Source organism: Pararhizobium sp. O133 (assembly GCF_051669845.1).
In the GTDB taxonomy this organism is placed as follows: Bacteria; Pseudomonadota; Alphaproteobacteria; order Rhizobiales; family Rhizobiaceae; genus Pararhizobium.
The window spans coordinates 977,899-991,071 of sequence record NZ_CP196426.1; the positions used below are offsets into that span (position 1 = coordinate 977,899).

At 61.3% G+C, this 13,173-nt stretch carries 11 protein-coding genes; 1 reads left to right on the forward strand and 10 read right to left on the reverse strand.

Annotated features, from left to right (window positions below; translation table 11 throughout):
• Positions 1 to 9 precede the first annotated feature (9 nt).
• The 9 genes from ACST81_RS04515 to ACST81_RS04555 form a co-directional block, all read right to left on the reverse strand.
• Entirely contained in the window at positions 10 to 855 is an 846-nt protein-coding gene (locus ACST81_RS04515; RefSeq protein ID WP_438751649.1) for a sugar phosphate isomerase/epimerase family protein, read from the reverse strand.
• Entirely contained in the window at positions 852 to 2,168 is a 1,317-nt protein-coding gene (locus ACST81_RS04520; protein WP_438751650.1) for a DUF6005 family protein, read from the reverse strand. Before ACST81_RS04520 ends, ACST81_RS04515 begins: the two co-directional genes overlap by 4 nt.
• Complete coding sequence (locus ACST81_RS04525) at positions 2,165 to 3,445, reverse strand: AMP-binding protein (RefSeq protein ID WP_438751651.1); 1,281 nt, start codon at positions 3,443 to 3,445, stop codon at positions 2,165 to 2,167. The genes ACST81_RS04520 and ACST81_RS04525 overlap by 4 nt, the downstream gene beginning before the upstream one ends.
• A complete protein-coding gene (locus ACST81_RS04530) occupies positions 3,442 to 5,178 on the reverse strand; it encodes an IucA/IucC family protein (RefSeq protein ID WP_438751653.1) in 1,737 nt (578 codons plus the stop codon). The genes ACST81_RS04525 and ACST81_RS04530 overlap by 4 nt, the downstream gene beginning before the upstream one ends.
• On the reverse strand, positions 5,162 to 6,940 hold the full coding sequence (locus tag ACST81_RS04535; protein WP_438751654.1) for an IucA/IucC family protein: 1,779 nt from the start codon (positions 6,938 to 6,940) through the stop codon (positions 5,162 to 5,164). Before ACST81_RS04535 ends, ACST81_RS04530 begins: the two co-directional genes overlap by 17 nt.
• A 96-nt stretch (positions 6,941 to 7,036) precedes the next feature.
• Positions 7,037 to 7,327, reverse strand: a complete 291-nt coding sequence (locus ACST81_RS04540) for a DUF2218 domain-containing protein (RefSeq protein ID WP_438751655.1) — start codon at positions 7,325 to 7,327, stop codon at positions 7,037 to 7,039.
• 91 nt (positions 7,328 to 7,418) lie between these two features.
• The gene (locus ACST81_RS04545) at positions 7,419 to 9,593 is read right to left on the reverse strand and encodes a TonB-dependent receptor domain-containing protein (protein ID WP_438751656.1); all 2,175 of its coding nucleotides are present in this window, start codon (positions 9,591 to 9,593) and stop codon (positions 7,419 to 7,421) included.
• A 252-nt stretch (positions 9,594 to 9,845) separates the two neighbouring features.
• Complete coding sequence (locus tag ACST81_RS04550; protein WP_438751657.1) at positions 9,846 to 10,832, reverse strand: FecR family protein; 987 nt, start codon at positions 10,830 to 10,832, stop codon at positions 9,846 to 9,848.
• Positions 10,833 to 10,942: 110 nt separating this feature from the next.
• Positions 10,943 to 11,455 carry a sigma-70 family RNA polymerase sigma factor gene (locus ACST81_RS04555; RefSeq protein ID WP_438751658.1) on the reverse strand — a complete coding sequence of 171 codons (513 nt, stop codon included), beginning with the start codon at positions 11,453 to 11,455 and terminating at the stop codon, positions 10,943 to 10,945.
• Between the two features lie 393 nt (positions 11,456 to 11,848).
• On the opposite strand from ACST81_RS04555, the gene ACST81_RS04560 reads away from it, so the two are divergent.
• The gene (locus tag ACST81_RS04560) at positions 11,849 to 11,995 is read left to right on the forward strand and encodes a DUF1127 domain-containing protein (RefSeq protein ID WP_082478435.1); all 147 of its coding nucleotides are present in this window, start codon (positions 11,849 to 11,851) and stop codon (positions 11,993 to 11,995) included.
• A 72-nt stretch (positions 11,996 to 12,067) separates the two neighbouring features.
• Here ACST81_RS04560 and rsgA read toward each other — a convergent pair whose 3' ends face one another.
• On the reverse strand, positions 12,068 to 13,135 hold the full coding sequence (rsgA, locus tag ACST81_RS04565; protein ID WP_438751659.1) for a ribosome small subunit-dependent GTPase A: 1,068 nt from the start codon (positions 13,133 to 13,135) through the stop codon (positions 12,068 to 12,070).
• Positions 13,136 to 13,173: the final 38 nt, after the last annotated feature.

Sequence of the window (13,173 nt, forward strand, 5' to 3'; positions counted from 1 at the left end):
TTTGTCTTCCTAGAAATTGACGGTCCGGCGGACCGGTTCACGCCCTTCGATCACCTGCCGGACCTGCCGACGGTCGCGCCGGAGAATGTCGAGGCAATCGTTGCCGAACCATTCCAGCGAGGCATCGATCTGCGGATCGCCGGAGATCTCGGAAAGGAAGGCGGTGTAGTCGACAGCTCCCTCGAACAGCGGCGTCATGCCGGTGCGGCGTCCAGCGGCGGCGTAGACATTGGTCGGTTCGAAGACGGAAAGATCGGATCGGTCCAGAATATTCTTCAGGTGGTAATGACGAATGTGTGGCTTCATCTCCCGATGAACGGCAATCGGATCGTCGCCACCTTCCCAGACATGCAGCGTGTCGAAATTGATGGCGAGGAAGGGGTGATCGACTTCGGCGATCAGGCGCATAGTCGAGCCGGCCGTGTCCGCCAGCGTCTGTGGATGGGTTTCCACCAGCAGGTGAATGCCGTAGCTCGCGGTGATCGTGCAGATGTCACGCAGCCGTTCGACGATCCGCTGTCTGTCTTCGGTCGAGGTGGCCAGGCTGCCGCGATTTCCGGCAAAGGTCCGGATCTTCCGTGACCGCCAGCGGCGCGCCAGGCGGCACAGGTCGACTGTCTTGCGCCGCAGGGTCTCGGCATCTGCGTCGATCGGCAGGTAGTCGCTGATTATCGGCACGGACAGGCCGTAATTGTCCAGCCATTCGGCATTGCGATCCGGTTGCTGTGCCAGGTTACGGGCATGCGCACCCCAGAGTTCGATGCCCTGGAAATCATTGGACTGCGCCCAGGCGGCGATTTCACCGAGCGAAATCAGATGGTGGCGGAAAGTGATCGTGCAGAGCGAAACTCTCATCGTGCGGCCCTCTTCAACAAACGGGTCTCGACGTGCGCGGGAATGTTCTGCGCGCACCAGAGGACGAAAATCTCTGCCAGCTTCGATTTCAGCTTCGTCTCCAGCCGGTCGGCCTCATTGAGGCGTTCGAACACTGGAGTGGCCAGCGTGTGATCGCCGGTCTGGGACAGTTTCATGCAGGTGTAGTGCAGCGTCTTCAGCGACTGGACGAGGGCTTCGATCTCCTCGCACCATGTCTCGAACTCCGCCGCCGGCAGCTTCAAGGCCCGCCAGAAGAAGGCGAAGCCATGCTCATAGGCATATTTGCGGATGGTGATGACCGGCAGTTCGCGCACGGCCGCCGTCAGTTCGGAAAGTGTCACGCCGCCCGTCCCGTCCAGATGCGCCGTGACGATGGCACGGACGGCATCGACGAGCGGATTGCTGTCCTTCAAGAAGCAGGCTTCGAAAAAGGCCCGCAGATCCTCCGGATAGGGCGCTCGCGCCTCGGCACTGTCGAAAACGTAACCGCCGCCGACGGTCGGCTGCATGATGGCGTGGATGACCTTTTCGCGCGCAATCACGCCTTCCCAGCGGTAATCTGGGTCATGCACGAACCATGTCTGGGGATCGCCGGTTTCCTGCAGCATCAGGTAGTGCGGAAAGGGATTCTGGTTGAACTTGTTCTCGCGCTCCGGCAGGTGGAACATATCCAGCATCACCATGACGGAGCCGGTCTCGCTGCGGCTGCTGACCAGGTCGAGCAGAACGGCGAGGTTCTCGATCCTGGTCTTTTCCGGATCGTACCATTCGCGCACCGCGACGCCGTAGAGGCGCTGGAACCATTCGCGCAGAAATTCCTGGCTGATCTCCGGTGTGTGATAGAGAAGCTCGAAGCGATCGCTGACGGCGAATTTCGCATCCCAGACGCCGAAGTAGAACGGCCGGTGGTCGAGGCCGCGCCTCTTCAGGCCGTCGCAGACGCAACTGACGAAGCAATGGACCTTGATGTCGTAATAGGCCTCTCCATGCACGCCCTCGTCGGTTGTGCCGCCTGTCATCGGGAAGGACGGGGTGACGACCGTGGCCGTCTTCGGCTCGTAAAGCGAGACCAGATCGGCGACGGTTTCGATATCCTGCTTGGCAATGGCCTCCTCCGGAACGGACAGCCCGTATTCCAACTCAAGATTGAGGAATATCTGCAGGATCAGCACCGAGTCGAGGTAAAGGTCCTCGTTGAGGCGTGCCTCAAGACCGAAGCCTTCCATATGAGCATGCGTCATCTGTTCGCTCAGAACCGTGTGGATGGCGGTCAGGATTTCATTCCCGGTCATGATGCTGCTCCGGCGGCCGGCACGGTAAATTCGCCGGCGGCGTGGCGCGCGGCGACGTCGCGGCGGCTGATCTTGCCGTTGGCCTGGCGCGGGACGGCGCCGATCTGGAGAATTTCCATCGGCAATTGATGGCTGGCGAGGTGACGGCTGCACCATTCGCGCACGGCTTGCGGAGCCACTGGTTCACCGGCGCTGAAGAGCAACGCCACGCGCTCGCCGGCGAACCGGTCGCTCTTGCGGAAGGCGACGGCGTCGGTGACGGCGGGCATGGCCATCACGGCGTCCTCGACATCCTTAGGGTAGACGTTGAGGCCGGAGACATTGATCATGTCGTCCATGCGGGAGATGAACACCAGCATGCCATCCTCGCGGATATAGCCGAGATCGCGGGTGTGAATGGCGATGCCATCGGCATTGGTCACCACGACCTCGCCGGCATCATCGGCGCTCGTTCCCGTCTCTGGGCGCAGATGCGGCAGCACGAAGCCCATGTCTCCGGTCGCGGTCACGTCGGGATTGATGGCGATGCAGCCCGATTCCGAGCAACCGTACTGTTGGAACATGTGTTGGCTGCGGGCGCGGATCAGCGAGAACCAAGCGTCCGGCAGTAGCGTGCCGGATGTCATGGTTGCGTGGATCCGCTCGCCTTCCGGCATCAGCCGCGCCAGCGTGTGCAGGATCGCCGGCGATGAATAGAGCAGTGGTCGCTCGGTTTCGCGCAGCACTTTCAGCAGATATTTCGGATTGGCGGTGTTGACGATCACCGGCACCTGACGCCGCTTCAATGCCACGAGAATACCGCAGATCAGGCCGTAGGAATGCGTCGCCGGGCAGGCAACGACCGGGGTCATGTCGTCGGGTTCACGGAAGGTCGTGACATAGCTCTCGATTTCCGCGTCGATCTCCTCCCAGCTGCGCGCCACGCATTTGGGTGCTCCCGTCGTGCCGGAGCTCATCTGCAGCAATTGGCCCTTCGGCAAGGAGGTAGCCGGTGCGTCGAGCACTTCCGCCGCCAGGCTATTGTAGAACAGCCGGTCGCAGCCGGCGCCGATCGCCAGCTTGCGTGCGGCTGGATAGGGTGTGCCGGGATGGATCGGCAGAACGCTCGCGCCGGCCTTGCGGATGGCGAAGAACAACTCCAGCCAGTCGATCGTCTCGGCAAAGCAGACGGCGTAGCGTCCACCATCGCGAGCCGAGAGCCCCGCCTGTTCGGCAAGGCGGGCCGAAGCCTGTTCGAAATAGGCATGATCGTAAAGCCTGTCGTCGATCCGGATCATGGCTTTCTCCTTCGTTGCAGCTGGGTCGCGGCAAGAGCATTGGGCACCGTGTGGTGGTACTCCGGCTTCTGCGCGAACAGCTTCCGCGTCATCAGGGATTCGGTGAGGATTTGCGGCTGGTCATGGCCCAGTTGCGCCTGCCGCCCGGCCGCATCGTGCTCCTGCGCATAGACGGCGAGCACGCTGTCGACTCGCTGCCAGAACAGTGTTTCCGGCAGGTCGTAGCAATGGTCGAGCAGGTGGGAAATCTCGGTCAGATTATAGACGAACAGCGTGTCCATCACCAGTTCGCGCAACGAATCCAGATTGTCCGTCCAGTAATACTGGTCCGGTGTCGCTTCGGCATAGACCGGGTTCAGCGACAGGAAGTCCGGCGCCTTGTCCGGTTCGCGCAGGAAAGCCGGAGAGAATTCCATGCTGTCGTGGAAATCGCGCAGGATGAGCCGCACTGGCCAGCCGTCGCGATGAACGAGCAGCATGTTCTGGCCGTGGGCTTCAACCGCGATGCCGTGATGAACGAGCAGGTGCCAGACGGGCAGGACGGAGATTTCGATCAGCCGGTTAATCCACGGCATCAGGCCGAAACGGGCGATCCAATGATCGGCGAACGGCTTGCCGTCTGCTTCCACCATCATCAGCGCGTTGAAGGGAATGACCGCTTCACCCGGCAGCAGCGTGGCCTCGGCGTTTTCGCGCCAGATCGCACCGACCTGGCCAGCAAGCGGACCATCGGCATCGGCGATGATACCGGCATATTCCTCAAGGATGGTCAGCGGAAAGCGATCGCTGAAAAGTGGATCACCCGCAACGATATCGCCGATCCAGCGGGAGATGGCCGGGGCGGTGCAGACCGAATGCGGATCCAGCGTGCGCAACGAGGATGTATTGACCATGTTCAACGGCAGCTTGATGCTCGCTGCCAGTGGCCGGTCGACGTTCATCAGCGAGCGCACCGACTGTGTCGCCGTATAGCGATCTCCGGCCGGGCCAAGGCAGTGGGCTTCACCGGCGGAGATCCAGCCGGCAAACAGCGTTTCGGAGAGAGTGCGCCACTGCCATGGATGCAGCGGCATCAGTCCAAATGTGTCCGGCGGCAGTTCGAGTTCCGCCCGCATCGCCTCGAAGTCTGCCCAGGTTTCGCGGCTCAGTTCGGCCTTCCAGAAGGTGGTCTCGTCGTCCGGCATGGCATTACGAAGATGCTTGCGATCAACCAGCAGCCAGATCAACTGGAAGGGTTTGCCCGTCTCGGGACCATAGGCAGCGTGATCCGCACCGGAGAAACCGGTCCTTGCCTTGTAGCAGGGATGGTACGGATGCCCCTCGTCCAGCGCTCCTTCGAGAGCGGCAAGGGAGAGGGAGCGACGATCGCGGGGTGGGATATGGCGATCGTTCCATTCGGAAAATGCAATGGTCTGCTTCATCTCACCGAGCAGCTTGCCGCGGGAGATGCCCGTGCCGGGCAGGGCGGAGACAAACTGGGCAAGCGGGACATCGCCCCATGTGCCATCACCGTTTTCCACTTCGACAGAGCCTGCCAATACGCGGATGCGACCGAACGGGCCGATCGAGCCTGTGCATCGGTAGGAACGTCCACCCAGCGACCACTGGAACTCGGGCACACCATCCCGAAGGCTCCGGCGCGCGTCGATCACGCCTTCATAGAGAAGGGCGGCAACAAGCTGGCGCAACACCCGTTCGCCGGGCTGCCCTTTGATATCAAGAGGCAATGGCATGGCTTGTCCTTGGAACGGTCAGGGCTGCCGGAATGCGCAGAGGGTTGGCGACTGGACGATAAAGCGTCGGCGCGTGGTCGGATTGCAGTTCATCGACATCGAACAGCCGCGTCGTCAGGTTGGCCTTCGAGGCGATGGTCGGCTGATCGAGGACATGGCGCGCGAAATCGCGACCGGCGCCGGTCATGGTCAGCGCGCATTGCTCCAAATGGGCGCGCATCATCCGCAGCAACTGGCCTTCGTCGCACAGGCCGTCGTGCCCCATGCGGCTGACGATCGAAAACACCTGGTTGACGATCAGGTAATAGGCAAAGCGGTCACGGATTTCGGCTTCTGGGAAATAAAGGGACGCGATGGTCTCTGTTTCGGGAACATGGCCGCACAGCAGGCTGCGATAGCGCTCGGAGAGATAGAAGCCCTGGTTGTCGCGATAATAGCTGACGGTCGGGTAGCCGGCGCAGATGTCCAGCAGGCTGTTCTGCTGGTGCGCCTCCAGGGCGACGCCGTAATCGTCGTAGAGCCGAATCAGCGGCTCGACCGCGCAGGTGAGGTAATGTTGGAACCAGATGAGCGCGGTCTCGGATATCGTCTCCCCATCGCGGGCGGCGAGGTTGCGCACGAGGCGTTCGAGCCGGGAAATGTCACCCGCAACCGGATCGGCGGTCAGGGCGGTGACGGTGATGACACCCTTGCCCTTGTCGCCGCTAAAGGGGTTGTCGCGCAGGATGACCTCGAAGCCGCTTTCGCTGCGTCCGGGCATGTCGAGCGTGATATAGGCGGGGTCCTGGATGATCCGGAAATTCTCCGATCGCCGCGCAAAGCCGATCCGGTCGATCAGCCTGGCCATGGCGACGCCGGCTTCCAGTTCCTGCCGCCGGTTGAGGCGGACGGAATTGGTGATGCGCACCGGCAGCGAAAACTTCAGCATCCAGTCTTGCTGCGGGTGATAGACGGTGCGCACGGAGGACGTCGCGGTGAAGGGCGCACCGGCCGGGCCGAGATGGCGCAGGATGCCCTCCCGCTGCAGCGCCTGGATATCCGGATCCAGCAACAACGCTTCGGCCTGCAGCGGATGCATCGGCAGCAGATATTCGTCCTGTCCGACGGCCAGTGTCTCGCCGGAGTTCGCGACCAGCGAGCGGACGATATCGGGGGCGGTGATGGAGCGGGCCGATGCATGCCGGACATGGCCTGCCTTGGCCGCGAAATAGTGCAGCTTGAACTGGCCGCGCAGTTCCGGGGCGTAGCTTTCCTGCTGCCAGAATGTCATGCCCTGCCGACTCTTCGGTGTCGGATGAAGCCAGTGGCCGAACACGAGCGACTGTTCCGCCTCGATGAAATGATCATCAATGACGGGCAAGGCTTTTTCGATGAACAGGGCGGTCTGCTGGTAGCTTTCCAACACCCGCATCAACAGTTCGAGCTCGAAGCCACGCAGGTGATCGGCATGGCCGTCCTCGACCTGGCGATAGGATTCGTGGACGAGGCTGTGCAGCGCGGACATCAGCTCGAGCGGCCGCCAGATGGCATCGGATGCGCCCCTGCACCAGACGCGGCCGAAATGATGCGGGCCGCACAGGGAGGGAGAGGTGATTTCACCGCGCAGGACGATCTGTTGGCGCGGCAGCGACCATTCCATGCAGTCCACTGGACCAGATGGTGTCCGGTGCAGCACCAACGCGCCGCCGTTCACTTCCCGCATGTAGCAATTGGCGAAACTCTGGAAGGTCGCTGCCTCAGCGATTTGCCTAGACGATTGCATCGTGTCGTTCCTCGGCACGCGACTTGCAAAGCCGCGCAATGGCGTTGTCGTCAACGCATTGAATTTCTTAATCGAAGGGAATGGATGTCTGTATCGTCAGCCGGGCGCTTGCCACTGAAGCGGACCGGTGTTTTCGCGGAAGGCGAAGCGCAGCAGGTGGTCCTCGACCACGGATTTGGTGTCCGCCAGATTGCCCTCGTCGGGGGAGCGTACCCGAATGTTGAGACCGCCGGGGTCGGCGTGCAGAAAGCCCGTCCCGCACGAAAATCTGAGTTCGCCATGGTCGTCGTCCTGGGTGACATCGACCTTGTGGGCGAAATGCTTGCAGAGCTGGGTCAGGTATTTCTGGCCGTTTTCCGTGGCAAAACGGGTTGTCGCTTCTTGCATCGTGAACTCCTGTCTTCCGGCTTTGGGTCGCAGGGAGCGGGGTGTGTCTACCCCGCTCTTAGGTGTCGGTATCCGGTTTGGATCGCGGCGGTCAGAACGTCGCTTTCGCGGTTAGGATGAAGGCGCGGCCCTGCTCGTAGAGCGGGGTAACGGTTCCGAATTCCTGGCCGTAGGTCGCGCGGTCCGAATAGGTCTCGTCGAAGATGTTCTTGAGATCGGCCCGGAAGGTCAGGTTGTCGTGGGTCGGCGGCTTGTATTCGACGAAGGCGTTGAAGACCCGATAACCTTCGAAAGGCTCACTGCCGGCTGCGACATTGTCGTAGTCGAGGGCGATTTCGGCATCGGCGCCGACCGTGACGCCCCAATCCGTGAACGTGTGGACGGCCTGAAGCGTGATGATTTCGCCGGCCGGCGCCGCAAGATAGGTGCCGAGATCGGAATCGGCCGGTGCTCCGTCGATTTCGACGTCGATATTGGCGTATTTCACCTTGAAATAGCCGTCACCCCAAGTGTACCCGCCGCCGATTTCGAAGCCGCGCGAGCGAACGTCATGCGCTTCGATGCCGCGCAAAGCCGCGTATCTGGGCGAGCGGGCGTCGTCGAGGTCGGTCTGGAAGACGCTGCCTTCGATCGTGAAGTCGTTATAGTTCGCCTCAAGGCCGACATTGTAGTTATCCGATGTCACCGGCTTCGGGCCATCGCCATAATCCCAGTTGGGGTTCATGATGAAGTTCTCGGCCAGCGGAATGCCGCCCCAGACATGCGAATATCCGGCCTTGGCGATGAGCAGATCCTCGATCAGATCATATTCGCCGGAAATATTGCCGCTGAATCCGGAATTGGTCCATTCCTCGCCGGTGGTGCCGGTGAAATGCTGGTTGTCGCCGCGCGCACCGAAGGACAGGTGTGTCCGCTCCCAGGGTTCGATCCGTGCCTGCGCATAGACGCCGATATTGCGCGACTTTTCGGTCGCTGGATCAAACAGATCCTCCAGTTCCGCCTTGTCAGTGTAGAAGTCGACGCCGGCGACGATATTGCCGATGTCGAAGGAGAACTTGTTCTCGAACTTGCCGTTGAAGCTTTCGGTCGTGCCTACAGCATCATAGGGCGGGATGGCGAGTGCCGGTGGCAGGAAGACCGGGACTTCCAGTTCGGTCCTGCTATAGGCAAGCACCAGCTTCGGATCCCACCAGCCTTCCGGTGTCGTGTCGGTGTAGGTGAAGACGGTGTTTTGACGGTCCATCTTGTAGTCGCGGACGCGCGGCTCCCATGGCGGGCGACCGTCGATAAATCCCGTATTGGCGCGGTACGGCCGTGGCGCATCGTCATGGACGCGTTCATGGCTGATCTCGAATCGGTCGCCACTATCGGCCTCGAAACCGAGCTTGCCGATACCGCTCAAGAGATCGGTGCTGGTGCCTTCCACCGTGTCGCCGTTGCCGGCCTTGAAGTCGTTGCCTTTTCCGAAATTGAAATAGCCGAGGAAATCGATGCCGTCCTGGACGCCATAGGCTGAAACGCCCGACGTCACCGTGTCGCTGTTGAAATTGTAGCTCGATGTGATGAACCCACCGAAACCATTGCCGTCCAGCAGGTCGCGTGCATCCTTGGTCTCATAGGCGATGGCGCCGCCGAGTGCGCCGGGGCCGGCATCGGCCGGTGCAACGCCAGCATCGACGCCGACAGCCTTCAGGAGACCGGGATCGATCAGGTTGGTGCCGCTGTGGTGGAAAACCTTGTTGTTCTGGCGGCTGCCGTCGATAGTCACGGCGAGGTTGGTTTCCTCGATGCCGTGGACATAGACCTTCTGCGACATGGGCAGCGAACTGCCGACCGAAATGCCCGGTTCGCCGGAAAATACGTCGGCGATGGTCGCGGGGTTCTTCTGCTCAAGCTCTTCCGAGGAAATCTGGATCTCGCCGGCGCCGAGATTGCCGCGGCCGCCAAAGACGGAAATCGGGTCGAGTGCGGTCGCGCCTTCAGCGGAAACTGCGCCTGGGTCACCGCCAGAGGAAGAGGGCGAGCCGATCACGGCCGTGCCGCCCGAAATCTGGTGGGAAATGCCGGTGCCGGACAGAAGCTGCGCCAGTGCTTGCTGCGGATCGAGCGTCCCGTTGACCGCGTTCGAGCGGACGCCGCGAGAGGTGTCGGCGGCCAGCGTTACCTGCAGGCCGGACTGGCGGCCGAAGGCGTTGAGAGCGCCGGCAAGCGATTGGGCGGGAATATTGAATGCCCGGCTGGTGCGCGTGGTTTTTTCCTGCGCCAAGGCTGGCTGCAGGGAGCCCAGTGCGAGAGAAGACAGTCCGACGATCGCCGTTGTGGCAAGCAGACGCAGTCCGATCCTACGGCTGCGATTCGCCCTGTGACATGTATTTCCATTGCGGCATTTCGGCGAACTCATTTTACCCCCGTCTCGGTTTTCCCGCGCAGTGCCCCAGCATGCGCTTCCAACCAAAGACGACCGGCTGCGGATTTTTTTTCATCCGATCCGGATTTTTTCCTGATTATTCTTCTCAGCTTAAAAACGGGTCAGGATACGCCCGTAGGACGTCACCTCCCGAACGTTGCCTCCAAAGGGTTTGACCAGTGCCGCCAGTGCTTGGTCGGGGTTTTTCAGATCGTAGAGTCCCGTCACCCGGCGAGCGGCGAGTGCCGGGTCGGGAATGCTGATCCAGGCGGGATGGTAGCGCTGCAGGCGCTCGACGGCGGCGGCGACACTAACATCGTTGACGAACAACTTGCCGCCTCTCCAGGCAGCGATGTCCTCCGGCGCGATTGTATCGCGTATGACGTCGCCGGTGCGGCGATCGACCGCCGCCATTTCCCCCGGCGCGAGTTCGAAATTTTCCCGGTGCTCCGGTCCGGCATAGGAGATAGCCACTACTCCGCGTGCGAGTTCGACGGTTGTCGTGTCGTTTGCCATCTGTACGTCAAAGGCTGTCCCGAGCACGGCAACCGCCACGCCGCCGGCGTCGACGGTGAAGGGGCGGGACGCGTCATGGGCGACATCGAAAAAGGCTTCGCCAGACAGAAGCGTGACCCGGCGAACGGACGCCGTAATCTCGGTGGCGATCGCGCTGTCGCCGGCCATCTCGATGACCGTGCCGTCCTCCAGCTTCACCGTGCGGCTTTCGGCCGTCTGGGTCATATGATCCGCCCGCAGGCGAATGAGAAGGGAAGGGCCTGCGAGCAGGACGATCGCGCTTGCGGCAAGCGCCGTGATGGCTCCGGCCGTCCAACGCTTCCAAGGGCGACGAGAGCGCAGGGAGACGACGGTCGCAGCCGGCTCCCGCCGCCAGACATGTTCGTAGACCGGCGGCACTTCGCCCAGCAAGGTCCAGGTTTTCAGTGCCTGCTCCCAGGCGCGTCCGTGTGTGGGTGAGCGTGACAGCCACTCCTGAAAGCCCTGTTCGGTCTGCCGACAGTCCGGCCTTGCCTTGAGGTCGAGAAACCAGTCCATGGCTTCTTCCAGAATGGCCGGCGGTATGTGGTTGTCCTGTGTCAAGATTTCTGCACCGCTCGCTTCGCGCCTCTACAGGACATTTCTAGTCGAATCGCCCCGTCCATTACAAAGACGAACTGCGATCGATTTTTTTTCATGCTCATGACGGGTTTTTACGATGCATTGCCGATCAGCATCGTTGCCACCCGCACCATGGCCGTGCGGACGTGACGATGGGCGGTTGCGACGGAAATATCGAGATGTGCCGCGATCTCTTCCAGGGTATAGCCGCCGAAGCGGTGCATTTCCAAAGCGACGCGCACCTCCATGGGCAGATCGCCGAGGATCTGGGCGATCTGGCGCACCTCGTCGCTGACGACCACGACCTCTTCCGGCGTCGGCACCCCGTTGGGCAGGGACCAATAGGGCGGCTCGTTCTGTTGCTCCCGGGTTTCCAGCTTCTGGCGCTTGAGGACATCGAGGGAGAGGTTGCGGACGATCTTGTAGAGATACGCCAATGTCTGGGTGGCGGAGCCCATACTGGTATTGGCAGGGGCAAAACGGAGAAAGGCGTCCTGGACGATATCCTCTGCCGTTTCCCGCGAACCGAGAATGCGCGTTGCATAGGCAATGAGGGCTGTGCGATTGGCGATATAGACTTCGTGGCGCGTTTCTACATCGATCATGCTGTCAATCCGATTTGCAGCGCAGCGGCGGGTCCGCCTGCGCGTCGATCCTCATTGCGGCTTTCCATGCCCTCACTCGGGTTCATATGAGCCAAACTCAAATCATGCGAATGGTCGCCTATAACATGGTAAAACAAACTTGTCTCTTTTCCTCATGTTATTTTTGAATCGCAGATTTTTGGATGACGTCTCCGCAGCCAGGCCATGGTCCGGTTTGCACGATGTGCTTCAAAACGGTCAGCTGATATCCGCACCAATGCAACGGGTGCATGGGTGCGTTGCCGCATTGGCGCTGTTCGTAACCAGGGAGCGGGCTTATATTCCAGCCATCAAATGACGACGGCGCCAAGCACTGGCAGCCGGTCAGACGAGACCTCAGGAAAGGGGATTATCATGAACGTAGCACGCTCTTTCAACAATTGGCGCAAGTACCGTCAGACGGTTTCCGAACTCGGCCGCATGACGACCCGCGAACTGCGCGACCTCGGCATCGACCGCGCCGACATCCAGAGCATCGCACGCGCTTCCGTCGCTCGCTAAGAGCGACTGTCGATATTCAGTATCAGTTTCGTGGAAACGCCCGCTCGCTGCAGCGGGCGTTTTTGCGTTTGCCTACTTTCCGAAACGCTTCTTCTGAATGACCTTGTTGCCGCGCGGGCCGGTCAGCTGTGGCGTGTTGCTGCGATTTTCATCCTGCAGCTTGCGCCAGCGCTCCAGCCTCTCGGCCGGCAGGGAGCCTGCCTTCACCGCCGCCTGAACGGCGCAGCCCGGCTCATGGGCATGGGTGCAGTCGCGGAACTTGCAGGAGGGTGCAAGGTCGGTGATCTCGGCAAACAGCGTGTCGATGCCCTCGGCTGAATCGCTGACATGCAGGGTGCGCATGCCTGGCGTATCGATCACCCAGCCGCCGCTGGCAATCGGATGCATCGAGCGCGCGGTCGTGGTGTGCCGGCCCTTGGCATCGCTTTCGCGGATGCTGCCTGTCTCCTGCCGTTCGCCATGCTCGAGGCCGGCCAGCGTATTGACCAGCGTTGATTTGCCGACGCCGGACGAGCCGATCAGCGCCACCGTCTGGCCTGTGCCGCACCAGGGTGCGAGCGCCTCGGCCGCATCCGCGAGACGGGCATTCAAGGCCACGACGGGGAGATCGCGCTGCAGGCTCTGGGCTTCCCGGATATAAACACTGACATCATCCGCCAGATCGGCCTTGGTCAGCACCATGACCGGATTCGTTTCGGACTGGTTGGCGAGCGCCAGATAGCGCTCCAGCCGGGCCGGGTTGAAATCGGCGTTGCAGGAGGTGACGATGAACAGGGTATCGACATTGGCGGCGCCGAGCTGATGCGTCTTGCGTCCTTCCGTGCGGCGCTGGAGCAGAGTTTTGCGATCGAACCGGCGGCGGAATGCCATGGTTTTCGGGTCGGCCAATACCCAGTCGCCGACGGCGAACTCGGCGGTGTTGGTCTGGATGTCGATCGCCAGCCGTTCCGGGCCGTTTTCGGACATGATACTCAGGCGAGTACGGTGAACTTCCGCGATGCGCCTGGGAAGTAGGCCTGCTTCGTCCGGCTCGATTTGGGACGCGAAGAAATCGGACCAGCCCAAAGAGACGAGAAATGCTTGTTCTGCTTGTGTCGTCACAATTGTGCCCGGGGATACGGTGTTGCGTTCATGGACCATTTCGTCTCGCGCAATGAATTGAAATGCTCATAGCAGAA

Coding starts and splice junctions, on each gene's coding strand:
- ACST81_RS04515 (WP_438751649.1), bottom strand. CDS start 855: ATGAGAGTTTCGCTCTGCACGATCACTTTCCGCCACCATCTGATTTCG.
- ACST81_RS04520 (WP_438751650.1), bottom strand. CDS start 2,168: ATGACCGGGAATGAAATCCTGACCGCCATCCACACGGTTCTGAGCGAA.
- ACST81_RS04525 (WP_438751651.1), bottom strand. CDS start 3,445: ATGATCCGGATCGACGACAGGCTTTACGATCATGCCTATTTCGAACAG.
- ACST81_RS04530 (WP_438751653.1), bottom strand. CDS start 5,178: ATGCCATTGCCTCTTGATATCAAAGGGCAGCCCGGCGAACGGGTGTTG.
- ACST81_RS04535 (WP_438751654.1), bottom strand. CDS start 6,940: ATGCAATCGTCTAGGCAAATCGCTGAGGCAGCGACCTTCCAGAGTTTC.
- ACST81_RS04540 (WP_438751655.1), bottom strand. CDS start 7,327: ATGCAAGAAGCGACAACCCGTTTTGCCACGGAAAACGGCCAGAAATAC.
- ACST81_RS04555 (WP_438751658.1), bottom strand. CDS start 11,455: ATGATCGATGTAGAAACGCGCCACGAAGTCTATATCGCCAATCGCACA.
- ACST81_RS04560 (WP_082478435.1), top strand. CDS start 11,849: ATGAACGTAGCACGCTCTTTCAACAATTGGCGCAAGTACCGTCAGACG.
- rsgA (WP_438751659.1), bottom strand. CDS start 13,135: ATGGTCCATGAACGCAACACCGTATCCCCGGGCACAATTGTGACGACA.